This window comes from Lentzea albidocapillata subsp. violacea (genome assembly GCF_900100275.1).
In the GTDB taxonomy this organism is placed as follows: Bacteria; Actinomycetota; Actinomycetes; order Mycobacteriales; family Pseudonocardiaceae; genus Lentzea; species Lentzea violacea.
The window spans coordinates 648,199-674,889 of the sequence record NZ_FNET01000002.1; the positions used below are offsets into that span (position 1 = coordinate 648,199).

Sequence of the window (26,691 nt, forward strand, 5' to 3'; positions counted from 1 at the left end):
AACCGCGATATACCCAGAAGAGTGACTACGCCCGCAGGGCCGCGCGCACGATCTCCATGGCCTCCTGGGACGAGAGGCCCAGCTCCGCGGACATCGCCGCGTACTGGGCCGCCGCCGCACGCACCCGCTCACGGTTGCTGTCACCGTTCGCGCTGACCACGGTGCCGGCCCGGCCCCTGGTCTCCACGAGGCCGGCTTCCTCCAGCTCACGGTAGGCGCGAGCGACCGTGTTCACCGCCAGCCCCAGGTCTTTCGCCAGGGCACGCACCGTGGGCAGCTTCGCTCCCACCGGCAGCTCTCGGTTCGCGATGGCGTGCGCGTAGTGCACGCGCACCTGCTCGTAGGGAGGTGTCTCCCCCTGGTGGTCGATCTTCACCACGCCGCATCCTCCCCGCATGTAGCTACTTCTGTATTGACCAACGGGAGAAGGCGGCGAAGGTTGCGGTCGATTCAGCGTGAATCGGTCCGAGCAGGGCGTCGCTGTGTGTTGTTTCCGGGTTATTCAGCGGCTTTCGGAGCAACGACCGTGCCGCGGGCGCGCGTTACGACGATCGGCTCAGTGAGCAGATCGGCCGCCGACGGACCGCGCTCGGGCGCCGAACGGCACACGACGCGCGCCTCGAACTCGATCTCACGCGACCGCTTGCCGATGCGCACCAGTGTCGCGGACGCCTCGATGACGTCGCCGGCCTGGATCGGCGCGACGAACTCCACGGAGCTGTACCCCGCGAACAGCCCCTCGTCGGAGTCGGTGTGGATGAGCAGCTCGGTGGCGACGTCGCCGAACATGCCGAGCCCGTAGGCCCCGTCGACCAGACTGCCTCCGTAGTGCGCGTGCGAGTGCGGGACGTAACGGCGGTGCGTCACCGAGAAACCTTCGACCAAAGCCCCGCTCACGCGGCAACCCCCTTCTTCTCCTGCATCGCGTGCACCAGGTAGCTCGCGACCTCACCCGGAGTGGTACCCCGGGAGAACACCCGATCGACCCCCAGTTCGCCCGCCATCAACGGGTCGAACCGCGGGCCGCCGGCCACCAGTAGCGGCCTGCGGTCCCCCATCGCCTCGCGGAACGCCGCCGACATCTCCTGCGTGTTCAGGATGTGCGCGTCGCGCTGGGTCACGACCTGGGAGATCAGCACCGCGTCGGCCTTCTCGGTACGGGCGGAACGGACCAGTTCCGGTACCGAGACCTGGGCGCCGAGGTTCACGACCTTCAGCTCGCGGTAGTACTCCAGGCCCTTCTCGCCCGCGAAGCCCTTGATGTTGAGGATCGCGTCGATGCCTACCGTGTGCGCGTCCGTGCCGATGCACCCGCCGACGACGACGAGCTTGCGCCGCAACACCTTCTTGAGCGCCGAGTTGACCTCGGCCGGGGACAGCAGCGGGTACTCGCGCTCGACGACCTTGACCTCGTCGAGGTCCACGAGGTGCCGCACCGACCCGTAGACGACGAAGAACGTGAAGTCGTCGCCGATCGGGTTCGAGTGGACCACCATCGCGGGGTCCATGCCCATCCTGTTCGCGAGCTGCAGCGCCGCGCCGTCCGCCTTGGGGCCGAAGGGGATCGGCAGCGTGAACGACGTCTGAATCATGCCGTCGCCGGTGGTGTCGCCGTAGGGGCGCACGTACCTCTTCGCGTCAGACACTCTGCGCCTCCAGCATCTCCGAAGCCGGGTTGAAGTACTCGGGCGCCTTCTCGACGACGCCGTCCGCGCCCTTGCCCTTGTGCGCCGGGCGTTTCATCAGGCCGAACGTGCCGTCCGCGATGGCGTTGAGCAGGCCGTCGTCGACGATGCGCTCCAGCAGGCCGACGGCCTCGCCGAGCACCTGGTGCGCCCGCTTGACGATGAGGCCGTCCGGCGCGGGACGGAAGTCCTCGGCGAGGCTGCCCGCCGCGTTCAGCACGTACCGGACGTTCTTCAGCGCCAGGTCGCGGTCCGACAGGAACGGTGTCACGACGGCCTCGGTCATCATGCCGACGAGCAGAATGGATTGTCCTGTCAGGACACCCGCGAGGTTGAAGAACCCGTCCAGCAGATAGCCGTCGAACACGTCGCCGGTCATGTGCTTGGTCGGCGGCATCCACTTCAGCGGCGCGTCCGGGAAGAGTTCGCGGGCCAGCAACGCGTGCGCGAGCTCCAGCCGGAACGAGTCGGGCACCTTCGGGTTGATCTCGAAGGCGTGCCCGAGGCCCAGCAGGTGGTCGGGCAGTCCCGCCTCGTGGGCGAAGTGCTCGTTCAACAACTGCGAAACCGTGACGGTGTGCGCGGCGTCGACGGCGTCCGCGGTGGTGAGGTAGTTGTCCTCGCCGGTGTTGATGATGATGCCCGCGCGGGCGTGCACCTGACGGGAGAACCGCTGGTCCACGAACGTGCGGATCGGGTTGATGTCGCGGAACAGGATGCCGTACATCGAGTCGTTCAGCATCATGTCCAGGCGCTGAAGTCCTGCCAGGACAGCGATCTCCGGCATGCACAGGCCGGACGCGTAGTTGGTCAGCCGCACGTACCGGCCGACCTCCTTCGACACGTCGTCGAGCGCCGCGCGCATGATCCGGAAGTTCTCCTGCGTGGCGTACGTGCCCGCGAACCCGTGGTGCGTGGCGCCTTCCGGGACGTAGTCGAGCAGCGACTGCCCGGTCGAGCGGATCACCGCGATGATGTCGGCGCCCGCGCGGGCCGCGTTCTGGGCCTGGACGACGTCCTCGTCGATGTCGCCGGTCGCGACGATCAGGTAGATCCACGGGCGTTGCGCGGGGTCACCCCACTTGGTGATCAGCTTGTCGCGCTGGGCCCGGTTGCGGTCGACCGACCTGAGACCCTTCGACACCGCGGACGTGGACGCCTTGCGCGCCGCCGTCAGATCCTTGCCGGTGGGGATCCTGAACTGGATCTGGCCGGCCGCCGTGGCTTCGGCGAGTTCGGTGAGGGTGCCGAGGTTGTGCTCGCGCAGCGCGTGGAACGCCGGCAGCACGACGCCGTGCTCCAGTCCGCACTGCTCGCGCACCGTGTCGATCACGCGGTTGACCCACGGGACGTCACCGGCGCGGTGCGTGGAGTCCGCGCCGGTGATGCCCGCCAGGCGGAGTGTGGCGCGCTCGACGGCGACGGTGGTGTGCGCCTTCGCGAGGGACACCACCGGTTCGGCCGCCCGCGCGGCGAGTTCGCGCGCGGTGGCGACCACCGAGGGGTCGAGGTCGAGCAACGCCATGAGTCACTTCCTTTCGTAAATCGTCCGGCCGTTCAGGACGGTGCGCACGCAGACCGGCGCCGGGCCGGTGAGGTCGGGCAGTCCGGGCACGCCCGAACGGGGGTCGGTGGACCAGCGCTGCACCCGCGCGTCGCTGCCCGCGACGACCAGGTCACCGGTCTCCCACACCGCGTACGTCGCGGGCGCGCCGGGCTGCAGGGTGCCGGTCAGGCCGTCGTTCACGCCCGCCGCACGCCAGCCACCACGCGTGTGCGCGGTGAAGGCGGCACGGGGAGAGACGCCGTGACCGTCGGTCTTGTGGTGCACCGCCGCGCGCACGGCAGCCCACGGGTCGATGGCGGTCACCGGGGTGTCCGAACCGAACGCGAGCACCACGCCCGCGGCGGCGAGCCGCGAAAAGGGGTTGAGCCCCACCCCGCGCTCGTCACCGAGTCGCTGCGCGTACATGCCGGTCGGGCCGCCCCACTCGGCGTCGAACAGCGGCTGGACGGAGGCGACGACGCCCCACCCGGCCAGTTTCTCGGCCTGTTCCTTCGACACCATCTCGACGTGTTCGAGGCGGTGGCGGGCCGACGCGAGCTCGGGGGTGCCGAGTGTCTTCTCCGCGAGGGAGAAACCTTCGATCACGGCGGCCATCGCGGCGTCGCCGATGACGTGGAACCCCGCCTGGATGCCCAGTTCGGTGCACTTGACCAGGTGGTCGGCGATCTGGCGTCCGTCGAGATAGAGCGCTCCGGACGTGCCGGCGTCGGCGTAGGGCTCGGTCAGCGCGGCCGTGCGGGAGCCGATGGCGCCGTCGACGAAGTGGTCGCCGGCGAGTCCGCGCACCGGCACCGCAGGCAGGTCGTGGGCGCCCCAGTAGGCCACCACCTGGGGGCCTTCGGTGAGCGCGAGGAGTTCGCGCAGGTCGTCCTCGCCGGAGATGTCCGGGCCCGCGCACTCGTGCACGGACGCGATGCCGCGAGAAGCCGCGTAGTTCAGGAACGCGAGTTGTGCGGCCTGGCGCTGTTCGGGCGTGATCGCAGCTTTCGCCGTGCCGCGCACGTGGTGGTGTGCGGCCCGCGAGAGAGGGCCGTCGGCGGAGAAGCCGTCGGCGGCACGTGCCTCGTCGCTGACCAGATTCGAGGAGACCAGGGCGGAGTGCACGTCGATGCGCGACAGGTACACCGTCTTGCCCTGGGCGGCCTCGTCGATCTGGGCGCGCGTCGGCGGGCGGTTCTCCGGCCAGCGCGTCTCGTCCCACCCGTGACCCCACACCAGGGGGCCCTCGGCGGAGCGCACCCGGTCGAGCAGGTCGTCCACAGAGGACGTCTTCGTCAGGTCGAGGCCGGTCAGGAGCAGGCCGGCGGACGTGGCGTGCACGTGCGCGTCGACGAACGCGGGCGCGACGAACGCGCCGTCGAGCTCGATGACCTCGGCGTCCGGGTGCAGTGCGTGCCCGACCGAGTCCTGTCCGATCCACACGACGACACCGTCCGTGACGGCCATCGCCGTCGCATCCGGTGCGTAGATGCGGCCGCCGACCAAAAGTTGCGTACTCACGTCACGCAGTCTGCCGTTGTTCGAACAACGCCCGCACACCCGCCCGCGTCCGGACCAGGTCCAACGCGAACTGGGCGTGACCAGGCACATACCCGTTGCCGACGATCATCTCCACGTCCGCCGCGAGACCCTCCGCTCCCAAAGCGGCGGCACTGAACGAGGTCGCCATCGAGAAGAAGATCACGGTGCCGCCGTCCGCGGTCGCGAGGATGGCGCCGTGCTCGCACCCCGGCACGTCCACACACACGACCGTGACGTCGACCTGCTTGCCCACGGCCTCGGCCACGGCCACCGGATTGCGTGCGTCCGCGATCACGACCTCGTCCGCGAGACCGGCCTCACGCACCTGCGCGGCCTCACGTTCGGTCGGCACCAACGCGACGAGACGCGACGCACCGGCCTGACGGGCGGCCGCAAGAGACAGCGACCCGGACTTACCGCCACCGCCGAGCACGACCACCGAGCCACCGGGGTGCTTGCGCACGACACGGTCGGTCAGCGCCGGTGCACCGCACACGTCGAGCACGGACAGTGCGAGCTCGTTCGGCATGTCGTCCGGCAGCACGGCCGCGATCGAGCGCCCGAACAGCACCGCGGTCCCCCGGCAAGGCACCTGCTCGTCCTCGCCGTCCCAGTCCTGCAAGCCGTCGTTGATCCGCAGCGGCGTCAGCGTGAGGCTGACCAGCGTCGCGATCCGGTCGCCGGCCTTGAGCCCGAGCGGCGACTCCGGCCCCACCTCGAGCACGGTGCCGAGCAGCATCCCGCCCGAGCCGGTGACCGGGTTCTGCATCTTGCCGCGCTCGCCGACGATGTCGAGCACGGCCTGCCGGACCGCCGCGCCGCTGCCGTGCTGCTCCCTGAGCTGCCGGAACGAGGCCGCGTCCAGGTTGAGCCGCTCGACCGAGACGATCACCTCGTCGGCGGCGGGCACGGGTTCCGCGTCGAGCCGCCAGGCCTGCTGCGGCAGCACACCGGCGGGCTCGATGACGCGGTGCAGTCCGTACGCGCTCACGCGAAAATCCTTCGGTCGACGACGCTGTCTCGAAGATATCTTCACGTGAGGCGTCAAGATTGCGCAAGTATCACTCCGGCAACAGGCGATACCAGCGGCAGTCGTAGGGCGCGAGGTCGACCTTGGCCCCGGTCTTCGCGGGCTTCACGCGGCCGCCCGTCAGCAGATCGGCGAGCACACCTTCGGCCGGGACCCGCACGGTGATCTCCCGGTCCGCGAGGTTGTGCACGGCGATCACCGAGCCGCCATCGCAGTCGGCGCGGTGCGCGAACACGCACGGCTCTCCCGTGTCGAGCACCTGGAACGTGCCCCAGGCGAGTTCCGGGCACTCCCGGTACCGCGCGATCATGAGCCGCATCCACATCAGCAACGACTCCGAATCGTGGCGCTGCTCCCCCGCGGCCTCCCAGTCCATCGGCACGCGCACCGCCAGCCTGCCCTCCAGCGACAGGTCCTCCACCAGGCCGACCTCCTCGCCGTAGAACAGCACCGGCGTACCCGGCAGCGTGAACAGCAGGCTGTAGACCATCCGGATGCGGCGCTGGTCGCCGTTCAGCATCGACGGCAGCCGCCGGCGCAGGCCCCGCCCGTAGAGCTGCATGGACTTCTCCGGGCCGAAGGCGTCGAAGACCTCCTGGCGTTCGTCGGTGGGCAGCTTGTCCAGGGTCAGCTCGTCGTGGTTGCGCACGAACGTCGCCCAGTGCCCGTCCCGTGGCGGCTCCGGGCGTTCCTGCAACGCCTTGACCAGTGGTCCGCTCGACCGCCGCGCCAGCGACAGGTACATCGCCTGCATCCCGACGAAGTCGAAGCACATGGTCAGCTCGTCGCCGACGCCCTGGCCGTAGAAGGCCATCGTGTCCTTGTACGGCAGGTTCACCTCGCCCAGCAGCACGCCCTCGCCGTTGCGGCGGTTGAGGAACGCCCTCAGGTCGGTGAGGTAGTCGTGCGGGTCGGGCAGCGAGACGGCGTCCACGGGGTCGTTGTGCTCCAGCAGGAACGGGACGGCGTCGACCCGGAACCCGCTCAGCCCCAGCTCCATCCAGAAGCCCATGATGCGCGCGATCTCGTCCCGCACCTCGGGGTTGGACACGTTGAGGTCGGGCTGGTGCTTGTAGAAGCGGTGCAGGTAGTACCTGCCGACCTCCTCCGAGTACTCCCAGAGCGACTTCTCCTTGTCGGGGAACGTGACTCCCTGCGGTCCATCGGCCTGGGGCTCGTCGGCCCAGACGTACCAGTCGCGTTTCTCCGGGTCGTGGAACCACGGGTGCTGGTCGGACGTGTGGTTGACGACGAGGTCGGCGATCACACGCATGCCTCGGTCCCGTGCGGCGCGCACGAACTCCACGAAGTCGCCGAGCGAACCCAGACGTGCGTCGACGGAGTAGAAGTCGGTGATGTCGTAGCCATCGTCGCGTTCGGCGGTCGGGTAGAACGGCATCAACCACACACACGTGACGCCCAGGGCGTTGAGGTGGTCGATGCGTTCGGTGGCACCCCGGAAGCCGTCTTCGGAGAAGGTCTCCACGTCCAGGCAGTACAGAACGGCGTTCTTCCACCAGACGTCGGACGTTCGGATCACGCGGTCACCTCCGGCAACACGTGCTCGCCGAACGCGTCGACGAACGGGATCAGGTCCTGGCCCACGTGGTGCAGGTAGATCTCCTCGAACCCCAGCGACGCGTACTCGTTCAGCCGCTCGGCGTGCCATTTCAGGTCGGAGGACACGTTCACGACCTCGGCCACCTCGGCCGGCGTGACGTGCTCGGCGACCACGTCGAAGTGCTCGGCCAGTTCCAGGTCCCAGCAGACCGGTGGACGGAAGATGTTGGTGCGCCACTGTTCGTGCGCGATCGCGAGAGCCGTGTCGTCGTCATCGGCCCAGCTCAGGTGTACCTGCAGGTGGAGCTTGCCCTTGCCGCCCGCGTCGCTATAGGCGTCCGCGACCTCGCGCAGTCGTTCGGGCGGGGCGTTGACGGTGATCAGCCCGTCGGCCCACTCGGCGCACCAGCGGGCGGTCGCCGGGCTCACGGCGGCACCGATCAGCAGCGGCATCTCGCTGGGCAGGGTCCAGAGCTTGGCGCGGTCGACCGTGACCAGGCCGTCGTGGCTGACCTCCTCGCCCGACAGCAGCGCGCGGATCACGTCGACGCACTCGCGCAGCCGTGCCGTGCGCACGTCCTTGCGGGGCCAGCCGTCGCCGGTGATGTGCTCGTTGCTCGCCTCGCCGGTGCCGAGCGCGGCCCAGAACCGGCCGGGGTTCATCGCGGCCAGCGTGCCGATCGCCTGGGCGGTGATCGCCGGGTGGTAGCGCTGCCCCGGCGCCGTGACCACGCCGAACGGCAGTTCGGTGGCCTGCAGGGCCGCGCCGAGCCAGGACCAGGCGAACCCGGACTGCCCCTGGCGCGCGCTCCACGGTGAGAAGTGGTCCGAGCTCATCGCCGCGCCGAACCCTGCCTCCTCAGCCCTGCGCACGGCGGTCAGCAGGTCTGCGGGGTGTATCTGCTCGTGTGACGCGTGGATGCCATAGACCGTCATGGGACTTCAGGTACCCAATGAAGAAGTTCGGGAAAGCTTTGAACCGACTCCGGACGGCGTCCGTGTTGAGTGCAGCACCCTCACCGCGGAGGAGGAACGGCGATGTTCAACGAGACCCGGGTCGGCACTGCCACCGTCGTCGAGTTCATCCGGCCGGACGGCTCGGTCGAGCCCATGAACGTCGACTTCCAGTACCGATCAGACGATCCGCATGCCGTGACCCTGCGTTTCCAGGCGCGGGACCAGGAGTCGACCTGGCTCGTCGGCCGCGAGCTGCTCGCGGACGGGTTGCTGTCGCCGACCGGGCTCGGGGACGTGCGGCTGCGGCCGGGCGACGGCGACGTGCTCGTGCTGGAACTGCTGACCGAGGACTCGCACGCGGTGTTCCACCTGTCCGCGGCCGAGTTGCAGCGGTTCCTCGACTCGACCTACGCGGCGGTCCCGGCCGGGCGTGAGGCCATCGACTTCGACCTCCTGATGAAGGACCTTCTCGGCTAGAGACGTAGTCCCAGAACGAGCTTCTCCGCGGAGTCGACCACGCGGAAGCCCATGTGCTCCCAGAAGCCGACCGCGTGTGTGTTGTGGTGCCGCACGTGCACATGGACGCCCTTCTCCAGGCGTTCGAGCACGCTGCGGACGAGCGCACCGCCGAACCCCGTGCCCTTCGCGCGGGGCAGCAGGTTCGCGTGCATGTGTGCCGGATAGTCGCCCGCGATCATCAGATCGGCACGGGCCGGGTGGTGGATCTGCTGCACGATCCGGTTCGCGTCCGGCATCATCGGGTAGCGGACGCGCAGGTCAGGCCACCAGTCGCGGTCGCAGCGGTCCTCGAAGGCCTCCGTGTCGGACGCCGCGAGCGCGTACCCGCAGATCCCCTCGTCGTCCTCCGCCACGAACACCAGGTCGGGTTCGAACGCCACGTACGGGCCGACATAGGCGTGGCCCATCAGGCGTGGATCGTCGAACAGGTGACGCGCGCCAAGGCCACCGTTGCCGGTGTCGAGGCAGATGTCGTACAGCGCGTCCAGGTCAGCGGGCCGGTACGCGCGGATCACCTGATCTCGCGCCGCTCCGTGATGACCACCGGGTCGGTGTCGACGTCGACGACCTCGCCCTCGACGACCTGACCGGCGCCGAAGCGGCGTTCGTGCTCGAACTTGAGCGCCGCCGCCTCCGCCTTGCGCGCGATCCGCCGGCTCACGAGCCTGCGCGTGGGCGGGAAGAGCAGGAACAACGCGGCCACGTCACTGACGAAGCCCGGCACCATGATCAACGCACCGGCCGCCGCGATCAGCACGCCGTCCGCCATCTCCTGGTGGGGCTGCTGGCGTTTGAACACCGACTCGGAGAACGCGGCCATCGTCTGCGCGCCCTGGCGGCGCACCAGCGACAGTCCGACGAGGGTGCCGAGCAGGAGCAACGCGATCATCCAGAGCCCGCCGATGGCGTTGCCGACGGCGACCATGACCGCGATCTCGGCGAACATCCCGAGCAGCAGCAGCGCGAAGAGGGGCATGCCCGTTCAACGCACGACAGGCCGTCTTTGCTCCCGACCGGCCTTCGACCAGGCCTTGAGCAGAAATATTTACGGCAGCCTAGCGATATGACAGGATATCTTTACGCGACCTCGACGCTGAGGAGTACGGATGACCGCGCTGCACGACGCCCCCACGGCGCTGGAGCGGCTGGACCGCCAGCCGTACACGTACGTCCGCCGTGAGCTGGTCGAACCAGACTGGCGACGGTTCCCCGGCTGGTCCCACGTGACCGAGGCGCAGTGGCGCGACGCCCAGTGGCAACGCGTGAACTGCGTGAAGAACGTGAAGCAGCTCCGCAAGGTCGCGGGCGACCTGCTGACCGACCGGTTCTACGACGACCTCGCCAAGGACATGGACGCCTTCGCGACGATGTCGATGCTGATCCCGCCGCAGATGTTCAACACGATGGCGGTCGACGCGGAACTTTCTCCCGACGCCTTCACCGAGGCGTTCCTGAACGACCCGGTCCGCCGCTACATGCTGCCGGTCTCCTCGGACCGCGACCCGAAGTGGCCGTCGCACCCGCACTCCCAGCGCGACTCGCTGCACGAGGCGGAGATGTGGGTGGTGGAGGGCCTCACCCACCGCTACCCCACCAAGGTCCTGGCCGAGATGGTGTCGACCTGCCCGCAGTACTGCGGCCACTGCACCCGCATGGACCTGGTCGGCAACTCCACGCCGTTGATCGACAAGCACAAGCTCTCGCTCAAGCCGGTCGACCGTCAGGACCAGATGATCGAGTACCTGAAGAAGACCCCGGGCGTCCGCGACGTGGTGGTCTCCGGCGGCGACGTGGCGAACGTGCCGTGGCCACAACTCGAGTCGTTCCTGATGCGCCTGCTCGACATCGAAACGGTCCGCGACATCCGCCTGGCCACCAAGGCCCTGGCCGGGTTGCCGCAGCACTGGCTCCAGCCGCGCGTGGTCGAAGGCCTGGAGCGCGTGGCCCGCACCGCGTCCCGGCGCGGCGTGAACCTCGCGATCCACACGCACGTGAACCACGCACAGTCCGTGACACCTCTCGTCGCCGAGGCCGCCCGTACCGCACTGGAAGTCGGCGTGCGGGACGTGCGCAACCAGGGCGTGTTGATGAAGGGCGTCAACGCGACGTCGGACGACCTGCTGGACCTTTGCTTTGCGCTGCAAGGGGAAGCGAACATCCTGCCGTACTACTTCTATATGTGCGACATGATTCCCAACGCGGAGCACTGGAGGGTGTCCGTCTGGGAGGCGCAGGAGCTGCAGCACGCGATCATGGGCTATCTGCCTGGATACGCGACGCCGCGCATCGTGTGCGACGTGCCGTATGTGGGGAAGCGGTGGGTGCACCAGCTCGCCGAGTACGACCGTGAGCTCGGGATTTCGTACTGGACCAAGAACTACCGGACCGGGATCGAGCTTGAGGATCCCGAGGCGCTCGACCGTCGTTACCCCTACTACGACCCGATCTCCACCCTGGGCGCGGCAGGCCAGAAGTGGTGGGCCGACCAGACCTGACGGGTCGCGATGGGGCCGTCTTCGGGACAACCTCCGAAGGCGGCCCCATCGGCATGTTTTGCCTGGTCATCACCCATAGAGTCCCATTGGACCCCGACGCCAAATGCCCCCAGAGTGCCCCGGGAGGTCCACAAAGGACACGACTGATAGTCTACATTGGACGCTTGAATTTACGGATTGGTCTAGCTCTCTGCGCCGACCCCCACTGGGACCCCAACGGGGTCGCGGACAGGAGGAGATCTCATGTCGACCGAGAGCAACCCCGATTCGGCAATGGTCGTGCATGTTCGCGTGCGCCTCGCACGCGAGCTCTTGCGCTGCAGACATCCGCGCAGTCCAAGTCCGTGCGCACGCACTTGGTCAGCTCCGCCACCGAGCTCTCGCTCAGACACGTGTTAGCGCACGCGGTGCACGCTTTAGCGCACGCGATCAACGCGTCGATCGCGGCGGCCAGCTTGCCTCGGTCCAGGTTGATCTTCGCGGGATAGCTCTCCAGCATCGGCATCGTCGTGGTGGTCACGTCAGCCCTCTGCCGTCGTATTCCGTTCCCGTGGCGGCTACCCAGGACGTGCCGACGAACCTCACGAGCGCAGCGATCGCGCTCCGAAGCGATGATCGATCATTGGAACCGGGCCGAGTCATCTGGCTGCCGATCCAACTTGAGATCCGGCCGTGCCCGCATGGTGAGAACCAGACTGAGAGACGTCAGCATGACCACGATCGCACCGACCATGATGCCCGGCTAACGCGGCGCTGCGTCCACGCCATGTTCGCGGTCTTCGCGGTTCCCTTCCCACGAGGCGACTGCTGGCACCGCGCGGTCAGCAGGACGACGTCACGCAGGTTTGTCCGCAGTCGGCCGACTGAATCTGCTGTCCGCAACAGACGGTCCGGCAGTGATCTGCCGGTCGTGAACGGAGGCGAGCAGCAGCTGAGAGCACTGCGCCGGCCAAGGCGTGGAGCATGTCCCACTGAGTATCCAGCGGATCACCTTGGGTGCCGAGATGGGCCTGACCGGCCTGACCGCTGAGCGACGCGGCCACACCCTCAACGATCTCGAACCACCGCTTACGCGCAGGCAGGCGAACGTGATGACACCGAACAACCACGACCTGGTCGTGCGCGATGGCCGACCGCGACGGACCTGTCCGACTGCTGCGTGCGCGACGTGTGCGGCGACCAGGTCGTCACCGCGGGTCTCGCGGAGGCCCTGGACACGGCGTTCTCGCGCATGCGCGAGAACGCCGTGCGCCGCATCCCGGTCGTCGACGTCGGCCGGCCCGTCGGAGTCCTCTTTCTCGGCGACGCCGCCGTGGAATGCGATCCCGACTCCGTCCTCGGCCAGGTCAGCGCCGCGGCAGGAAGCACCTGATGCAATGTCCACGCCCGTGTTGCGGGTACACGGACACGCCATCACGCAGCCGGTGATGACTACGGTGACCCGTGCGAGGCAGGGAGTGCTCGGCGTACCTCGCTGCGAAGCTGCGCAATCTCGGCCCGTAGTTCGCCGAGCTGGCGGTGGAGCACCTGGATAGATGCGAGCGTCACGCCGTTGACGTCCATGCAGCCGATGACGGTCGTGCCGTCACCCAGTCCGAAGGTCGCGTTCCAGTCCTGGGCCATCGGGCCCAGATGACGGATGTGGTTCGGCTCCCACCGGTAGCGCCATGTGCTGATGGGTAGGGTGCCTACCTTTTCCAGAATCGCCGAGCTGTCCGCTGTGACGCCGGTGATCGCGCGGATGTCCTCCTTGAGGTTGCGATCACTGGGGTTGCGACCGCTGCACCGGTGCCAAAGCCGCGTGAGTTCCGCGTTGTCACCGCGATCCAGTCCGTTCTTGTGCTTCTCATGCAGGAGCTCGGTGTACCGCACCCACTCCGCCAGGCTGCATGACCACCCCTCCTCGGGCGTGAAGGCGTCGATCTTGTTGTGCGCGGCCTGCCGCGCCTTCTCGATCCCCCGGACGCCCTCCTTCTTGGCCTCTTCAGCTATGTCGTCGATTTTCTTCTTGGACTCTTTGACGTTGGGCAAGCGCTCATTCCTGAGTTCGTTGACGAACAGGTTGACGCACCGCCGCATTCGTTCTTGATAGCGTTCGGCGGTGGCCGACAGGTCGATATCGGCACGGTTATCAGTCATGGCGCCAACGCTCCTGTTCATCGGTCACCTGCGCGTCTGGAGCGCAGGTGACCGAGCGAATACTGGTCTCGATCTTGCGAGATGCGTGGTCAGGCCGCGATGTAGCCCACCAGCCGTTTCATCCCGTCGATGATCTTGTTCCATTGATCGCGTATCCACTTGACGGCTTCCAGGAGCGCCTTCCGCAACTTGTTCCAGACCTCCGTCAAGACAGCCAGGATCTGCTCCCAGGCCTTCTTGATGATACCCACGACGGTCTTGAACGCGGTGACGATCATCTCGATGACGTTATCGTCGTCCTCATGTTCGTCGATCAGGGCTTTCGCCTTGGCGGCCCCATCGTCGATGGCCTTGCTGGACTCTTTCTTGGCCTTGGCGGCCTCCTGGTCGACCCTGCTCCTGGCGTTTCCGTTGCCCTTCTTCGGATCCTTCTTCTTCTCTTCGACGTATTCCGCGACGATTTCGGTGTACTTCTCGGAGGCCTTCTTGATGATGACAACCGTGTCGTTCGCCATGGAATCCCTCAGCTGTTTTATCTGCTCCGTGGCGTTGCCCGCGAACGAAACGGGATCAGCGGCGTCGTCATCGCGGAGGAAGCGTTCCAGCACTTCGTCGAACGGCAGCGGACCGGCTGAGGTGTCGACCAACCACTCACCTGGGACCGGATAGGACGAGAACGTGTGAGTGCCGTTGCGGGCTTGGTCGGCGATCTCGTCGATCATCTGCTTGGCCTGCTCGGCCGTCACCGGGGACAACACTGTCGATGTCATGACACCCCTCGATTTGCGATAGAAGAAATGAGCGTTTCGGCACTGGACAACTTCTCAATGGCTGGAGAAACTCGATCGGGAACCGTGAACTTCAGACACGCTTCAGCGTGCCGCCATTTCCGGGACCGTCCGACAGGCTGATAAGAAGCGTTTTTGCGACCTTGCCGTCAGGGGTGCTGTCGCCGATAACCGCAGAGAAGTCCATGTCGCCGGCAATCAGCCGGGCCACGCCGCCGCCCACGACCCCAACCTGGTAACCGCAGTCCGACAACTCCTTCCCGTCGATGATCGCCACCACCTTCGACGAGGTGACCTCAAGGGTCATCTTGTGGGTTGTGCTCGTGTCCTTCTGCGGAGCAGGTTTCACCCCGAGTGCCGTCTTTGTTCCCCCCACGACCTGTCCGGTGGTGAACTCCGGAATCGAGTTCACCAGGTTCTGCGCGAACCCCGTACTATCAACAATCTGCGACTCCACCCCCAGCCTTTTTACCGTTCCGGCGTACTTGCCGTAGTATGATTCGCGTTTACCTCGGTCGGCGTCCATCTCGCTACCTCCGTGAGCAGTTGACTCGATGTCAGACGGGCTACGGCGCCCACTCTTCGGTCTACCTGACGTGGACAGCAAGCCGGAAGTGGTCAACGGACATCGTGCACGATCGTGGTGCGTTACTCTCGGAAAGTCATCGAATTGACCTGCCTGGAATAGCCCTTCGGTGGATTCGACCCGAGCAAGAGGGTGGATTCAGATCTGAATGCTTGTCACGTCGGCGAAGATCGCAAGGACACCGGAAGCACCGAGCAGGTCCCAGCCCTCATGAGTCCCGTAAACGCGGCGCGCGTCGGCCTGTCGTCGTACCAGGTCGTCGAGGAGCTCGTGGCGCGTATCGGAGCGAACGGTAACCCCCGGCACGCGACAGGTTCACCGCAAGAGACAGCGCACTCGAGTCGGTGCTCGACAAGGGATCGTTCGCCACAGGTGAACCTGCCGGACCTCACGGAAGGCGCCACCCACCGTCCCGAATCTGCCGATGGACTCGAGCCGATCGTCGTGGGCGGGCCGACCTCGGGAATCCGACGAGGTCTGAAACTGATCGCGGCGGCATCGTGTGAGACAACCGAGAGTGCCTTGATGCCTGTTACGCGCGGTGTGACCGGCCCAGGCACGGCAGCACCGCTTGGCCATGCCCGAAAGGCTCTGTCTGTTTCGTGAGACGCTGCGCAGCTGGACTGCGAGTCCCTATGGGAGGCCGGAAATCGAAGGGCCAAGGTCTACCTTGCTCCGCGGGGAGTCGGCCATGTGCTCGGTGAGTGTGACCGGCGCGAGTCGCTCACCACGACATTGTCGTCATGACGGAGTTCGAGGTGGGCGCCGTGGTGCCCTGCGTGTCGGAGGACCACAGGACGAGGCAGAGGTCGGTGCAGACTACGAAGACGCCGTGGTGGAGCATCCTGCGCCTCGCAGGCGCCGGCCTCTCGGTGCCGCTGGACCATGGTGGAAGCTGTCGTCGGCGAGGGAGTAGGCGGCCATCATCGGAGCGGTCAGGCGGCCCTGCGCAGCGCGACGATCACCTCCAGCCCGTGACTTTCCTGACCCGCCACCACGATCGGCCCAGAGCTCGGGTTCGCGCGCAACGCCGCCACGGCCGCGTCGGTGGGATCGGCCGACACGACGAGCTGGTGGTCGACCGTGCCAGGCTTGCCGAACGTGCTGACGAAGCCGTCGCGGATGGTGCGGCCGTACTCGGTGTCCTCGCTGAGCACCGAGGCCGAGCACCTCGGTGATGTAGGCGGCGAACTCGCTTTGCGCGCGGTTGCCGAACATGGTCTGGAAGTATCACGGCGAGGAGGCGACGAGGTCGTCCGGCGTGGCGGTCGGGGTGATCGCGTCGTCGTGGACGAGCAGCTCCATCGGGCCGCCGCGACGTGGCCCTCCTCGTGCCGCGCACTGGCCTCGCGGACGCTGCTGCTGCGTCCGGCGACGTCGGCATGGCTCTGCCCTCTTTGACACCGTCCCCACTGCGATTGTGCTCAGTCCGTAGAGGCCCGAAGGCGGTCTCACCCGCTCACGCCCGTGATCATCCGATCAGGACACCGATCGAGACGAGGTACGAGGCCGCCACTGATCAGCCTGCTGGGTCGACAGCTGCCGAATCCGGTGCCCGGCGCGGCGCGGGCACCTCCGCCCGCTCCAGCCCGACCACCTGACGGGTCACGTACTCGGCGGACATCAGCGCGCCCTCGATCCACCCCGGCAGCGGCGACACCTGGTCACCGATCACGTGGAACCGGCCGTCGGGGGCGAGCAGCCTGCCGTAAGCCCGGCGGTCCGCAGCCGTGTCCCGCCACCATGCCCACCCGGCGAGCTGGTAGGGCACCTTGTGCCAGGCGATCGACATGCCCTTGTCGTTCGGCACGATCCGGTCGTCGGCGAACTCCGGGTGCAGCCGGGTGGCCACCTGACGGGCGGTCCGGAGCCGTTCCGCGTGGCCGAGTTCGCCGAACTTCGCGGCGTTCTCACGGGAGTTGTATGCGCCGGTCAACGTCCCCTTCGCGGTGAAGTAGTCGTACGACGGGTACCAGATCTGGGTGATCATGTGGTCGATCGCGCTGATGCCGCCGTACATCTGGTAGGTGTCGTTCTCCCAGAACCGCTCGTTCGCCTGCCAGCCCACCTTGCACGACGGAGTGGGGCTGGTGAAGGCGACCGCGTCGGTGAAGGAGGTGTCGAAGTTCTCCAGCACAGTGGTCTTCAGGACCGGGAAGGGGATGCTGCTCAAGCAGTGTTCGGCGCGCAGTGTGTACGGCCGGCCGTTCTGCACGCCGGACACCTCGACCCCGTCGGGCATCAGGCGGATCCGGTTGACGGGCGCGTGGTAGGCGATGAGGTGGCCGACCTTCGCGAGGAAGCCGTCGACCATCTTGTCCATGCCGCCCACTGGCTGGAACATGGTGTCCTGCCACAGATGGTTCAGCGGGTTGTACAGGTGGGTCTTCCAGTAGCCGGACTCCAGCAAGCCGTTCAGCTCCAGTGGAGCCGGCGCTTCGTACGGCTGGGTGACGCTCAGCTGCGCGTTCGGGCCGGATCTGATGGAGCCGCGATAACTGCCGTCCGGTCGTAGGTCGCCGAATACTCGCAACAGGTCGAGCAGGCTCGTGCGGTCGGCGTTGATCTCCGGCGCGCCGGACTTCGCCATGCGGGTCAGCATCTCGGCCAGGTGGCCCCTGATGTCGTTGGTGACCCGGCGGATCGTCTGCGGCCGACCGTGGAAGCCGTCCTGGCTCTGCACGAAGTTCGCGCTGGACTCCACGATGTACGGTTCCAGTGCGACACCGAGCTCACGGCAGTACCGCATCACGCGGCGGTGGTGGTGCGGCAGCCGACCCGGCCCCAGGTTGAGGTACAGGCCGTCGTCGAACTGGCAGAACCGCAGCTCGCCGCTGCCGTCCGGGTTCCGCTCGTTCACCGCCGTGCCCCGTCGCGCCGTCAGGTTCCGCCCACCGGCGCGACCCTGCGCCTCCAGCACCTGGACCGTGAAGCCGGCTCGGGTCAGCTCGTAGGCCGCGGCCAGCCCGGCCATACCCGCGCCGAGCAGGAGTACCGACCGGCCGGCACCGACGCGGGGCAGCCGGGGCGCTGGTGCGGCTTCCGCCACCAACCCGGTCATGACCGGCAGCAGCATGCCCGTCGCGCCCATCGTCAGCAACCGTCTTCGCGTTGTTCTCATGGCGCTCATCGTTGCCCCGAGCCTCAATCCTCCGGACAAGTTTTCACCGGGGTGTGTGTCACCCCGCCTTCCGGTGACGAAGTAACAGGACGTGACCGTCAGGGCACTGCGAACAGGCGGCGAGGCAAGCGTGCCCGGAGCACCAACTGATCACGGCTGGGTGGGTTACCAGAGACCCGGCTATCGCGCCTGGCGGGTGTGGTGGTCGAGCGGATCGAGCAGACGTGCCGAACTAACACGCCAACCGGGTCGCGAACGAGGAACTGCAGCGCGAGCATTCGCCCCGTCCGGTGGGCGAGCGTGCCGCAGGTCGACGACAACCTGGTCCCGTTCGAGAGCCACTTCGTCGATATCCCTGCCGCTGTCTCCGCTTCCGTGCGGCGCGGTGACGCGATTTCGCCGCCTGACGGGGCCGCTCCGGGCGGGCCTGGCTTTCCCCTGCCCCAACCGGATCTGTCCAAGTAACCAGCGCCCCCTCGGGAACGCGCCTCGAACCTGGGACGCTGGCCCATGACATCCTCATCTGCCGCCGATCGTGTGCCAGCAGAGGCGCGCTCATGCCGAATTGCGGACGGGTCATCGGTAGTCCGATGTGGAAGACGAGTTCGAGGTGGCGGATCAGGCCAGGAAGATGCACTCGACGATGTCATCGAATGGCATGCTGCCCGGATGCGGCAGATCACCGTACTGGGCAGTTGTGGCGCGTTCCCCGAGCCTGGGCGAGCATGCAGCGGGTTTCTGGTGGACTGGGACGGATACCGGCTGGTGCTCGATCTCGGCTACGCCACGCTGCCTCGGCTGCTGGCCCGCTGCCCGGATGGCGCGGTGGACGCTGTGGTCATCACCCACGAGCATCCCGATCACTGCATCGACCTGCACGGCCTGTTCCGCATACGCTTCTACGGCGGTCCACGCGAGACGAAGGTGCCGCTGTACTGCCCGCCCGGTGTTCTCGCCCGGCTCGGCGGCCTGGAGCCGGATGTGGACCTGCGCGCGGTCTTCGAGGTGCACCCCCTGCCCGGCGCCTACCGGGTCGGCCCGTTCGCCCTGACCGGTGTGCCGCTGCCGCACTACGTGCCCAACGCCGGCGTCCGGCTGCAGGCCGACGGGATGACCCTCGCCTACACCGGAGACACCGGTCCCGACCCGTTGCTGGCCGAACTCGGGCGGGATGCCGACCTGTTCATCGTCGAGGCCACCGATCGGGACGGCGAGGCCGGCCGACCGGTGCGCAACCTGATGACTTCGGCTGAGGCGGGTCGATGGGCCCAGCTGGCGGGCGCGCGCCGGCTCCTGCTCACCCACTTCTGGCCGGGCAACGATCGGGCCGCCTCAGTGGCCGCCGCGCGGGTCGAGTTCGGTGGCGATGTGCTGGCAGCGGAGGAAGATCTCGTCATCCCCCTCACCATCGACCCAACACCGACCCCGGTCGACAACACTTCTCCCTGTCTCCGCTCCTTCGGTTCGCCATGAGCCGGGCTCACCTCAACCAGAACATCGAGTTCTGGTGTTCGCTGCCGCAGCCCCTGTCCGTCGTCTGTGAGATGGGATGCGGCACCGGTCGCGTCACCTCCCATCTTGAGTCCGTGGCGCGCACGGTAGGCATCGACCCGTCGCCACCCATGCCTGAAGCAGCACGGAAGCGCATGCCCGCAGTAGATCTCCGCATCGGCGAGCTCTCGGCGATTCCTGCCGCGGACGGCGAGTTCGACCACGTGTACTGCATCAGGGGCGCGTTCTCCCACTTGATCATTCTCGGCACGTACAACGCTGACCGGCACGGCTTCCGGGCTCGGCCGGCGCACGAACCGTTGCTGCGACAGACTCAGACAGTCGGGCCCACGCACACTTCTCGTGATCCGTTCGCAGAACGGGCATGAACAGAGCCGCTGAGTTCGGTCAGTGGGCGTCCCGTCGCCGAGGTGCGATGAGCCGTGACTTCAGCAGCGATGGACAACGCTGTCTCCGCCGGCGTGTGTGCGCCCAGGTCAAGTCCGAGCGGTGACCGCAACCGACCGAGTTGATCGGGTGTGACGCCGGCTTCGCGTAACAACGAGACGCGCTCCGCATGGGTGCGACGCGAACCCATCGCCCCGACGTATGCCAGTGGCATCCGCAGGGCGCGGGTCAGCACGGGAATGTCGAACTTGGGATCGTGGGTCAGAACGCACACGACTGTGCGTTCGTCCGTTTCCGTGCGCTCCAAGTAGCGGTGCGGCCAATCGACGACCACCTCCGCGGACGGAAACCGGGCGCGAGTGGCGAACACGGGCCTCGGATCGCAGACGGTGACCCGGTAGCCGAGGAATTTTCCTACCTCGCTGAGTGCCGCGGCGAAGTCGAGCGCGCCGAAGATCAGCATTCGGGGGGCCGGGGACGCGACCTCGACCAGCACCTCCACGGGCTCGCCGGTGACGCAGTCGATCCAGCGGATCATGCCCGTGCCCCGGCATGCGAGAACGGCGTTGTCCAGCGCCGGATCTCCGAGGGTGACCGCCGTGACACCGTCGTACGCGATCAGCCAACGGCCCGGCCAGCCGAGCGGTCCGCGGATGACCCTCGCCACGAGCAGATGTTCTCCGCGGGCGGGGACCTCAGGTGTCGGATGCACGAACACCTCTATCGTTCCGCCACAGGTCAGCCCCACGGCGAACGCCGACTCGCCGGACCAGCCGAACCGGTGGACAGCGGGCTCACCGGTGGCCAGCGACTCGCGGCACAGGTCGTAGACGGCGCCCTCCACACAGCCCCCGGAGACGTTGCCGATCACCTCGCCGGACTCGTCCACCGCGAGCGCGGAACCGATCGGGCGCGGCGCGCTGCCGGTGACGGACACCACCGTCGCCACGGCGAAGCGGCGTTCCTCTCGGCGCCATGTCGTCAGAGCATCGACCAGTTCGAGCAACGCGCGCTCCTCTACAGCAGCTTGTCCTGTGTGATGGGCAGGTCTCGGACGCGCCGGCCGGTGGCGTGGTAGATCGCGTTGCCGATCGCGGCGGGGACGCCCGTGATCGGCGTCTCGCCGAAGCCACGTGCGCCCAGCGCGGTGCTTCCGGGGTCGGGTTCGTCGACGAACAGTGCTTCCAGTTCGGGAGGCGCGTCCGCGCACACGGGCACCAGGTAGGTCGACAGGTTGGGGTTGACCACCCTGCCGCTGTTCCGGTCGTAGACGGTGTGCTCCATCAACGCGTGGCCGATTCCCCAGGTGACGCCACCGATCACCTGCCCGCGCGCGGTGCGGCGGTTCATCACCCTGCCGATGTCGTGTGCTGTGACCACCCGCGTCACCCGCACCGAGCCCAGTCGCGCGTGGACACGGACTTCCGCGAACACCACGCCGTAGGACAGGCCTGGGAGGTTCGGCCCACTGCCCGTCGCCTCGACCGGCTTACCCGCCCTGCTCACCACAGCGCCATAGCTGTCCCGACGCTGGCGGTTGCGGGTGTGGATCAGGTGACCGTGCCTGGTTTCGACTTCGTCCGCCGGGACCGCGAACAACGGGGATCGCTCGTCGGCCACGGCGAGCCCTACCACCGCGTCCCGTGCGGCTCTGGCCGCTCGGTCCACCGGGCCGCTGACGCTGGCGATCGTGGCCGAAGCGGCCGACAGACCGGCGACGGGCAGGGCCGTGTCACCGATGTGTGCCTGGATGACGTCGAGTGGAACGCCCATGGCGTCGGCGACGATCTGGCTGATGATCGTGTAGGTGCCGGTGCCGATGTCCTGGGTGCCTATGCGGAGCACGACCTTGCCGTCGGGACCGACCGTGACCGAGGCAGTGGACGGCATGGCACCGAAGGTGTGCATCTCGGTGGCCATCCCCCACCCGACGTACTCGTCGCCGTCCTTCGTGGCGCCCGGCCTGCGCTTGCGCTGCGACCAGCCGAACGCCTCGGAGGCCATGTCGTAGCACTTGAGCAGGTGCTTGCTGCCGAACCGCTGACCGGTCTCCTGGTTGAACTCGGTGTGGTTGCGCCGGCGCAGTTCCACCGGGTCCAGGTCCAGTGCCCAGCCGAGTTCGTCGAGAGCGGTTTCCAGTCCGAAGTGGGCGGTCATCTCCGGCGAACGCATGTAACTGGATGTGGCGACGTCGAGCCGCACGCCCTCCTGCCTGACGTGCAGGTTCGGGCAGTCGTAGAGCAGACGGGCCGACTCGCTGCTGTTGAAGATCGACTCTTCGGTGTTGCTCAACTGAGCGATCGTCGTGCTGAGGAGGGCGGTCAGCTTCCCCGCGCGGGTGGCACCGAGCCGAATCTGCTGACGGAACTCCGCACGGTGACCTGCCATCGTGTACATCTGGGCACGACTGAGCACCAGCCGGACAGGGCGGCGCAGAATCCGCGCCGCCGCGGCGTTGATCATGGTGTGTGACCAGGTGGGCCCCTTCGCACCGAAGCCGCCGCCCAGATACGGGGCCACCACCCGGACGTTGTCGGCCGGCAGCGCGAAGGCGGTGGCGATCGTCGACTTGGTGAAGTGCACGCCCTGCGTCGTCTCGTGCAGCGTCAACCGGTCGCCGTCCCACTGCGCCGTGGTGGCGTGCGGCTCGATCGGGTTGTGATGCCGGGCAGGACTCGAATAGCGCGCTTCCACGCGCACCTCCGCCCCTGCCAGCGCCGCTGTCGCGTCACCGCGCTTGAACTCGTTGGGCCGGTTCCGGAACGGTGGTGGCAGGTACGGTGCCCCAGCCGCGTCGTCGATCACCACTCGCGGCCGCTCCGTGCGGTAGCGGACGGCTACCAGGGTGGCGGCCTCCTGTGCCTGCTCGACCGTCTGCGCGACCACGATCGCCACGGGCTGACCAACGTGGTGAATCACCGTGTCCTGCATGGGAATGAACCCCTTGGGGTAGGGGAACGACGGCACGGTCAGCCGCGGCATGTCGCGATGCGTCAGCACGGCGACCACACCCGGATGAGCCAGAGCGGCCGACGTGTCGATGTCCGTCACCTCGCCCTTCGCGACCTCACTGGTCACCAGGAACCCGTGCAGGGCACCGGGAACCGGGTTGTCCGCCGGATACCGGGCGGCACCGGTCACCTTGGCCCTGCCGTCGACCCGCGCGACCGGGCGCCCCACCAGACCCGTCATCGAAGACCTCCCAGACCCAGCACCAACTCGGCCAGCGCGCGCTGCACCAGTTCGACCTTGAACTCGTTGTCCTGTCTCGGCACGGCCCCACGCACGAGCACGCGGCCGGCCTGTTCGACCCTCTCCACCGTCAGGTTCTTCCCCCGCAGTTCCGCTTCGGCCTCGGCGGAACGCCAGGGCTTGGTCCCGATCCCGCCGAACGCCAGCCTGATGTCGCGCACGAAGTGCCCGCGCAGATCCAGAGCGGCCGCGACCGAGACCACGGCGAACTCGAACGTGGCGCGGTCGCGCAACTTGAGATACCGCGACCTCGTCGCGGTCGGGTGCCGCGGCACCTCGACCGCGGTGATGAGCTCCGCCGGCCGCAGAGATGTCTCGATCTGAGGCGTGTCGCCAGGAAGGCGGTAGAACTCACCGACCGGAATCCGGCGCGTGCCACCTGGTCCGAGCACGTGGACCGACGCGTCCAGCGCCGTCAGAGCCACCGCGAGATCGGACGGGTGGGTGGCGATGCAACTTTCGCTACCGCCCAGAACCGCGTGCCCTCGGTTCCACCCCTGCAAGGCGGAGCACCCGCTGCCAGGCACGCGCTTGTTGCATGCCGACCCGATGTCGCGGAAGTAGCCGCACCTCGTGCGCTGCAACAGGTTTCCGCCGATCGTGGCCATGTTGCGCACCTGCGGCGACGCGGATGCCAGCAGCGCCTCCGCGAGCACCGGGAAACGAGCGCGGACCGCATGGTGTTCGGCCACCTGTCGCATCCTGGCCAGCCCGCCGATGCGCAGGCCGCTCGCGGACTCGGTGACGCGAGCCAGGTCGAGCTTGTTGACGTCGACCAGATGCCGGTGGTGCTGCACCCCGTCCTTCATCAGGTTCAGCAGATCGGTACCACCCGCGATGAACGCCGCTCCGGGCGTCCGGTCAGCCAGGCGAACAGCGTCGGCGGAGTCACGTGCCGAGGCATAGCCGAAGGACCTCACCGCCGCACCTCCCGTGCCGCGTCGGCCACGGCGGCGACGATGTTCTGGTAGCAGGCGCAACGACAGATGTTGCCGCTCATCCACTGCCGGATCTCTTCGTCGGACCCGGTGTGGCCTTCCCGGATGCACGCGACCGCGGACATGATCTGTCCAGACGTGCAACCACCGCACTGGAACGCGTCGCGGCGGATGAACGCCTCCTGCACGGGATGGAGGCGGTCGCCGTCAGCGAGTCCCTCGACAGTCGTGATGGCGCTGCCCTGACGCATCACCGCAAGCGTCAGACAGGACTTGATTCGCTCCCCGTCAACGAGAACTGTGCACGCGCCGCACTCCCCGCGGTCGCAGCCCTTCTTCGTACCGGTCAGCGCCAGGCGCTCACGGAGCGCGTCCAGCAGCGTGACCCTCGGCTCGACCGTGACGGCGTGCTTGCGCCCGTTGACCGACAGCGTGATCTCCATGACCTCCGCTACGTCCCCGGCCGTCGTTGGCGCGGCTGCGGCCGCGACTGCGGGCGCGGGCGCGGGCGCGGGCGTGGCGCCGGCGGCTGCCACAGCCGTGGACTTCAACACGGTTCGGCGGGTGTGGGTCGTCGCAGGACGAGGTGACTCAGGCACCGCTCCTCCTCAACCAGATCGATGTAACGGCGATACAAGAAATTAGGTAACAGCGGTAGAGTAGCCCGCCGACCTAACGTCGACAAGCCCGCGATGTAACATCGATATATGGCAACTTCGACTCGGGAACACATTCTCGAGGTGACGACAGCGCTGCTCAGCGACGTCGGAGCTGCAGCGGTGTCGGTTCGTGACGTGTGCCAGGCCGCCGGCGTCACGGCACCAACGCTGTACCACCACTTCGGGGACAAACAGGGCCTGCTGGAAGCGGTTGCCGAACAAGGCTTCAAGCGCTACCTCGCCACCAAGCAGGGCAACGGGCCGTCGGCTGATCCGCTGGCCGACCTGCGAGCAGGATGGGATCGGCACGTCGAGTTCGGCCTGACGCACCCGGCGTTCTACCGGCTCATGTACGGCCCCACCGGCAGCCGCCCACACGCCGCCGAGCAGCAGGGACTGCAGATCCTGCACGCCATGCTGGTGCGCCTCGCGGAGCAGGGACGCCTGTCCATGACACCCGACGAGGCGGTTCCGGTCATTCACGCCGCGTGCGTCGGAACGACGTTGATGATGCTGGCGAACCCCGACAGCCCCGCACACCGAGGGCTGCCGGAACGAGTGCGTGAGGCCATCTTCGCCGCGATCATCACGCACCAGCACTCCGATGACGATCCGGCCACGACGCTGTCAACGCAGGCAGGCACTTTGCTCGCGACGCTCGCCGGTCAGCACGACCTGGACCTGTCACCGGGCGAGCGGCTTCTGCTCACCGAGTTGCTGTCTCGTTGGATCCGATGACCCACACGCCACTGACGAGTCGCACCCGAGACAGTTGATCGGGCCGCACGTCGGCCACGACGGTTCGCCGTCTGAGCTCCCTGAAAGCGGCTCGACCCCGCCACCTTCGCTTCGCGAGCCAGGGTACGGACCGAGCCCACGACGACGAGCCGGGCGAGGTGTCCTCGCCCGGCTCGCGCCCCTCACCTCACCCCTGCGGTCCGGTGGCGAACAGGTAGAGACCGTCGTCGCGGTCACTGCCCGCGACGTAGGTCCTGCCATTGCGGGTGAACGTCTCGACGCCCCAGAAGTCGTTGCCGCTGGGCGCGAGATATCCGCCGCTCTCCACCAGCTCGCAGTTGTCCGGGCTGCTGCACTGGATCTTCAGTGAGCGCATACCGCCCGCGTAGTACGACAGGTAGGCACGGCCCGCGTTGTTGGGGTCGGTCGCGACCTCGTGGACGCTCAGGTCACCGAACCCGACCGCGTAGTTCTCGTCCATGGCCTCGGGGATGGCGAACGTGTCCAACTCGGCGAACTTCTTGTTCGCGTCCGCCTGGTTGCTGAACAGGTGCACGTAACCCCAGCCGTCGAACGCCGCGGTCGCCTCGATCCGCGCGCCGACGGTGCCGATCGCCGGCCCGTCGGGGTAGGCGAAGCTGACCGGCGTGCCGAACATCTTGTGGTACGCCTCGTGGTTCGTGCACACGCCGACGACGAGGTCGACGAAGGCGCCGGAGCCGCAGAACGGCGGGTTCTCGGTTCCGCCATGCCGCTGAACGAAGACCACGGCGTCCCAGCCGGCGAGCACGGCCTCATGTGCCTTCTCACCGGGGAAGCAGGCAGGTTCAGGCGCGCTCGGGTCGCCGGTCGGTCCGCGCTGCAGCGCCACGACCTTCTCTTCGCCCGCCCGCAGCGACGCCTCGTAGCCAGGAATCGAGGCAGGCGTCGGGATCGGTGCCGATCCTGGGCAGCCGTAGCCGCCGTAGACGACCGGTCCGTTGAGCTTGTCGTCGTCGAGGACGACGATCGGCGCGGAACCGGGCACCGGCACGGACGGGTACGCGCCCGCGTTCGTACCGCTGGTGATCGAGAAGTTCGTTGCTCCGTAGGGCGCGAAGTCCTCGTCGGTTCCGATGAAGTACTGGTTGTCGGCGGTGAACTCGCCCTGGTGCCCGTTGCCTTCGGCGGTGCGCGCTGCTCCGGTCGACTCCAGCAGCTGCGGATCGGGATGGCTGAAGTCCGTGTCGCCGATCAG

Annotated in this window: 28 protein-coding genes; 6 read left to right on the plus strand and 22 right to left on the minus strand. The window is 67.6% G+C overall.

Going from position 1 to position 26,691, the window contains the following annotated elements:
* Positions 1-25: 25 nt before the first annotated feature.
* The 8 genes from BLR21_RS07735 to BLR21_RS07770 all read right to left on the minus strand — a co-directional run bounded on the left by BLR21_RS07735 (position 26) and on the right by BLR21_RS07770 (position 8,299).
* Positions 26-379, minus strand: a complete 354-nt coding sequence (locus BLR21_RS07735; RefSeq protein WP_256334542.1) for a GntR family transcriptional regulator — start codon at positions 377-379, stop codon at positions 26-28.
* A gap of 119 nt (positions 380-498) precedes the next feature.
* Positions 499-897, minus strand: a complete 399-nt coding sequence (gene kal, locus BLR21_RS07740) for a 3-aminobutyryl-CoA ammonia lyase (protein WP_030476123.1) — start codon at positions 895-897, stop codon at positions 499-501.
* Entirely contained in the window at positions 894-1,646 is a 753-nt protein-coding gene (gene kamE / locus BLR21_RS07745) for a lysine 5,6-aminomutase subunit beta (protein WP_090004977.1), read from the minus strand. Before kamE ends, kal begins: the two co-directional genes overlap by 4 nt.
* Positions 1,639-3,210, minus strand: coding sequence for a lysine 5,6-aminomutase subunit alpha (gene kamD / locus BLR21_RS07750; RefSeq protein ID WP_090004979.1), 1,572 nt, complete (start codon positions 3,208-3,210; stop codon positions 1,639-1,641). The genes kamE and kamD overlap by 8 nt, the downstream gene beginning before the upstream one ends.
* Positions 3,211-3,213: 3 nt before the next feature.
* Positions 3,214-4,761 (minus strand): amidohydrolase, encoded by a 1,548-nt coding sequence (locus BLR21_RS07755; protein WP_218130811.1) that lies wholly within the window; start codon positions 4,759-4,761, stop codon positions 3,214-3,216.
* Positions 4,754-5,764 carry an L-erythro-3,5-diaminohexanoate dehydrogenase gene (gene kdd, locus BLR21_RS07760; protein ID WP_090004983.1) on the minus strand — a complete coding sequence of 337 codons (1,011 nt, stop codon included), beginning with the start codon at positions 5,762-5,764 and terminating at the stop codon, positions 4,754-4,756. Before kdd ends, BLR21_RS07755 begins: the two co-directional genes overlap by 8 nt.
* Positions 5,765-5,834: 70 nt before the next feature.
* The gene (locus BLR21_RS07765) at positions 5,835-7,343 is read right to left on the minus strand and encodes an alpha-amylase family glycosyl hydrolase (protein WP_090004985.1); all 1,509 of its coding nucleotides are present in this window, start codon (positions 7,341-7,343) and stop codon (positions 5,835-5,837) included.
* Complete coding sequence (locus BLR21_RS07770; protein WP_090004987.1) at positions 7,340-8,299, minus strand: TIGR03885 family FMN-dependent LLM class oxidoreductase; 960 nt, start codon at positions 8,297-8,299, stop codon at positions 7,340-7,342. The genes BLR21_RS07765 and BLR21_RS07770 overlap by 4 nt, the downstream gene beginning before the upstream one ends.
* 102 nt (positions 8,300-8,401) lie before the next feature.
* Between BLR21_RS07770 and BLR21_RS07775 the strand changes: the two genes are divergently transcribed.
* Positions 8,402-8,797, plus strand: coding sequence for an SsgA family sporulation/cell division regulator (locus tag BLR21_RS07775; protein WP_090004989.1), 396 nt, complete (start codon positions 8,402-8,404; stop codon positions 8,795-8,797).
* On the opposite strand, the gene BLR21_RS07780 is transcribed toward BLR21_RS07775, so the two are convergent.
* Together BLR21_RS07780 and BLR21_RS07785 are read right to left on the minus strand one after the other, a co-directional pair.
* The gene (locus BLR21_RS07780) at positions 8,794-9,354 is read right to left on the minus strand and encodes a GNAT family N-acetyltransferase (protein ID WP_218130788.1); all 561 of its coding nucleotides are present in this window, start codon (positions 9,352-9,354) and stop codon (positions 8,794-8,796) included. The genes BLR21_RS07775 and BLR21_RS07780 overlap by 4 nt on opposite strands.
* Positions 9,351-9,815 (minus strand): FxsA family protein, encoded by a 465-nt coding sequence (locus BLR21_RS07785; protein ID WP_090004991.1) that lies wholly within the window; start codon positions 9,813-9,815, stop codon positions 9,351-9,353. The genes BLR21_RS07780 and BLR21_RS07785 overlap by 4 nt, the downstream gene beginning before the upstream one ends.
* 130 nt (positions 9,816-9,945) lie before the next feature.
* On the opposite strand from BLR21_RS07785, the gene BLR21_RS07790 reads away from it, so the two are divergent.
* Positions 9,946-11,334, plus strand: coding sequence for a KamA family radical SAM protein (locus BLR21_RS07790; protein WP_090004992.1), 1,389 nt, complete (start codon positions 9,946-9,948; stop codon positions 11,332-11,334).
* 241 nt (positions 11,335-11,575) lie between these two features.
* Here BLR21_RS07790 and BLR21_RS44800 read toward each other — a convergent pair whose 3' ends face one another.
* Both BLR21_RS44800 and BLR21_RS44625 read right to left on the minus strand, forming a co-directional pair.
* A complete protein-coding gene (locus BLR21_RS44800; RefSeq protein WP_476737556.1) occupies positions 11,576-11,839 on the minus strand; it encodes a four-helix bundle copper-binding protein in 264 nt (87 codons plus the stop codon).
* A 316-nt stretch (positions 11,840-12,155) separates the two neighbouring features.
* Positions 12,156-12,443 (minus strand): DUF2238 domain-containing protein, encoded by a 288-nt coding sequence (locus tag BLR21_RS44625; protein ID WP_420843859.1) that lies wholly within the window; start codon positions 12,441-12,443, stop codon positions 12,156-12,158.
* Between the two features lie 50 nt (positions 12,444-12,493).
* On the opposite strand from BLR21_RS44625, the gene BLR21_RS07800 reads away from it, so the two are divergent.
* Positions 12,494-12,706 (plus strand): CBS domain-containing protein, encoded by a 213-nt coding sequence (locus BLR21_RS07800; RefSeq protein WP_218130789.1) that lies wholly within the window; start codon positions 12,494-12,496, stop codon positions 12,704-12,706.
* A gap of 59 nt (positions 12,707-12,765) precedes the next feature.
* Here BLR21_RS07800 and BLR21_RS07805 read toward each other — a convergent pair whose 3' ends face one another.
* The 5 genes from BLR21_RS07805 to BLR21_RS07825 form a co-directional block, all read right to left on the minus strand.
* On the minus strand, positions 12,766-13,473 hold the full coding sequence (locus BLR21_RS07805) for a tail fiber domain-containing protein (RefSeq protein WP_176929526.1): 708 nt from the start codon (positions 13,471-13,473) through the stop codon (positions 12,766-12,768).
* Positions 13,474-13,562: 89 nt separating this feature from the next.
* Positions 13,563-14,219, minus strand: a complete 657-nt coding sequence (locus BLR21_RS07810) for a hypothetical protein (protein WP_143027644.1) — start codon at positions 14,217-14,219, stop codon at positions 13,563-13,565.
* Positions 14,220-14,334: 115 nt separating this feature from the next.
* Positions 14,335-14,787 (minus strand): hypothetical protein, encoded by a 453-nt coding sequence (locus BLR21_RS07815; RefSeq protein ID WP_143027645.1) that lies wholly within the window; start codon positions 14,785-14,787, stop codon positions 14,335-14,337.
* 995 nt (positions 14,788-15,782) lie between these two features.
* Positions 15,783-16,004 (minus strand): hypothetical protein, encoded by a 222-nt coding sequence (locus BLR21_RS07820; RefSeq protein ID WP_090005003.1) that lies wholly within the window; start codon positions 16,002-16,004, stop codon positions 15,783-15,785.
* 362 nt (positions 16,005-16,366) lie between these two features.
* Positions 16,367-17,968: a flavin monoamine oxidase family protein gene (locus tag BLR21_RS07825; protein WP_176929527.1), complete on the minus strand. Its 1,602-nt coding sequence runs from the start codon at positions 17,966-17,968 to the stop codon at positions 16,367-16,369.
* A 669-nt stretch (positions 17,969-18,637) separates the two neighbouring features.
* Between BLR21_RS07825 and BLR21_RS07830 the strand changes: the two genes are divergently transcribed.
* Positions 18,638-19,441 (plus strand): MBL fold metallo-hydrolase, encoded by an 804-nt coding sequence (locus BLR21_RS07830; protein ID WP_090005007.1) that lies wholly within the window; start codon positions 18,638-18,640, stop codon positions 19,439-19,441.
* A 71-nt stretch (positions 19,442-19,512) separates the two neighbouring features.
* Positions 19,513-19,848 carry a class I SAM-dependent methyltransferase gene (locus tag BLR21_RS44630; RefSeq protein WP_420843861.1) on the plus strand — a complete coding sequence of 112 codons (336 nt, stop codon included), beginning with the start codon at positions 19,513-19,515 and terminating at the stop codon, positions 19,846-19,848.
* Here BLR21_RS44630 and BLR21_RS07840 read toward each other — a convergent pair.
* The 4 genes from BLR21_RS07840 to BLR21_RS07855 are packed head-to-tail and all read right to left on the minus strand — an operon-like array spanning position 19,794 to position 24,656.
* A complete protein-coding gene (locus BLR21_RS07840; RefSeq protein WP_090005010.1) occupies positions 19,794-20,873 on the minus strand; it encodes an XdhC family protein in 1,080 nt (359 codons plus the stop codon). The genes BLR21_RS44630 and BLR21_RS07840 overlap by 55 nt on opposite strands.
* 11 nt (positions 20,874-20,884) lie before the next feature.
* Complete coding sequence (locus BLR21_RS07845; protein ID WP_090005012.1) at positions 20,885-23,059, minus strand: xanthine dehydrogenase family protein molybdopterin-binding subunit; 2,175 nt, start codon at positions 23,057-23,059, stop codon at positions 20,885-20,887.
* Complete coding sequence (locus tag BLR21_RS07850) at positions 23,056-24,039, minus strand: FAD binding domain-containing protein (RefSeq protein ID WP_090005015.1); 984 nt, start codon at positions 24,037-24,039, stop codon at positions 23,056-23,058. The genes BLR21_RS07845 and BLR21_RS07850 overlap by 4 nt, the downstream gene beginning before the upstream one ends.
* Complete coding sequence (locus BLR21_RS07855) at positions 24,036-24,656, minus strand: (2Fe-2S)-binding protein (protein WP_090005016.1); 621 nt, start codon at positions 24,654-24,656, stop codon at positions 24,036-24,038. Before BLR21_RS07855 ends, BLR21_RS07850 begins: the two co-directional genes overlap by 4 nt.
* 108 nt (positions 24,657-24,764) lie before the next feature.
* On the opposite strand from BLR21_RS07855, the gene BLR21_RS07860 reads away from it, so the two are divergent.
* On the plus strand, positions 24,765-25,454 hold the full coding sequence (locus tag BLR21_RS07860) for a TetR/AcrR family transcriptional regulator (RefSeq protein ID WP_090005018.1): 690 nt from the start codon (positions 24,765-24,767) through the stop codon (positions 25,452-25,454).
* Positions 25,455-25,641: 187 nt separating this feature from the next.
* On the opposite strand, the gene BLR21_RS42350 is transcribed toward BLR21_RS07860, so the two are convergent.
* A partial coding sequence (locus BLR21_RS42350) for a hypothetical protein (protein ID WP_176929528.1) occupies positions 25,642-26,691 on the minus strand: 1,050 nt, incomplete at its 5' end.

Bases quoted from the DNA above. Each gene is read 5' to 3' on its own strand.
- BLR21_RS07860 (WP_090005018.1), top strand. From the start codon at position 24,765: ATGGCAACTTCGACTCGGGAACACATTCTCGAGGTGACGACAGCGCTG.
- BLR21_RS07805 (WP_176929526.1), bottom strand. From the start codon at position 13,473: ATGACTGATAACCGTGCCGATATCGACCTGTCGGCCACCGCCGAACGC.
- BLR21_RS07815 (WP_143027645.1), bottom strand. From the start codon at position 14,787: ATGGACGCCGACCGAGGTAAACGCGAATCATACTACGGCAAGTACGCC.
- BLR21_RS07830 (WP_090005007.1), top strand. From the start codon at position 18,638: ATGCGGCAGATCACCGTACTGGGCAGTTGTGGCGCGTTCCCCGAGCCT.
- BLR21_RS07790 (WP_090004992.1), top strand. From the start codon at position 9,946: ATGACCGCGCTGCACGACGCCCCCACGGCGCTGGAGCGGCTGGACCGC.
- BLR21_RS07845 (WP_090005012.1), bottom strand. From the start codon at position 23,059: ATGACGGGTCTGGTGGGGCGCCCGGTCGCGCGGGTCGACGGCAGGGCC.
- BLR21_RS44630 (WP_420843861.1), top strand. From the start codon at position 19,513: ATGGGATGCGGCACCGGTCGCGTCACCTCCCATCTTGAGTCCGTGGCG.
- BLR21_RS07770 (WP_090004987.1), bottom strand. From the start codon at position 8,299: ATGACGGTCTATGGCATCCACGCGTCACACGAGCAGATACACCCCGCA.
- BLR21_RS07775 (WP_090004989.1), top strand. From the start codon at position 8,402: ATGTTCAACGAGACCCGGGTCGGCACTGCCACCGTCGTCGAGTTCATC.
- BLR21_RS44800 (WP_476737556.1), bottom strand. From the start codon at position 11,839: ATGCCGATGCTGGAGAGCTATCCCGCGAAGATCAACCTGGACCGAGGC.
- BLR21_RS07785 (WP_090004991.1), bottom strand. From the start codon at position 9,815: ATGCCCCTCTTCGCGCTGCTGCTGCTCGGGATGTTCGCCGAGATCGCG.
- BLR21_RS07825 (WP_176929527.1), bottom strand. From the start codon at position 17,968: ATGAGAACAACGCGAAGACGGTTGCTGACGATGGGCGCGACGGGCATG.
- kamD (WP_090004979.1), bottom strand. From the start codon at position 3,210: ATGGCGTTGCTCGACCTCGACCCCTCGGTGGTCGCCACCGCGCGCGAA.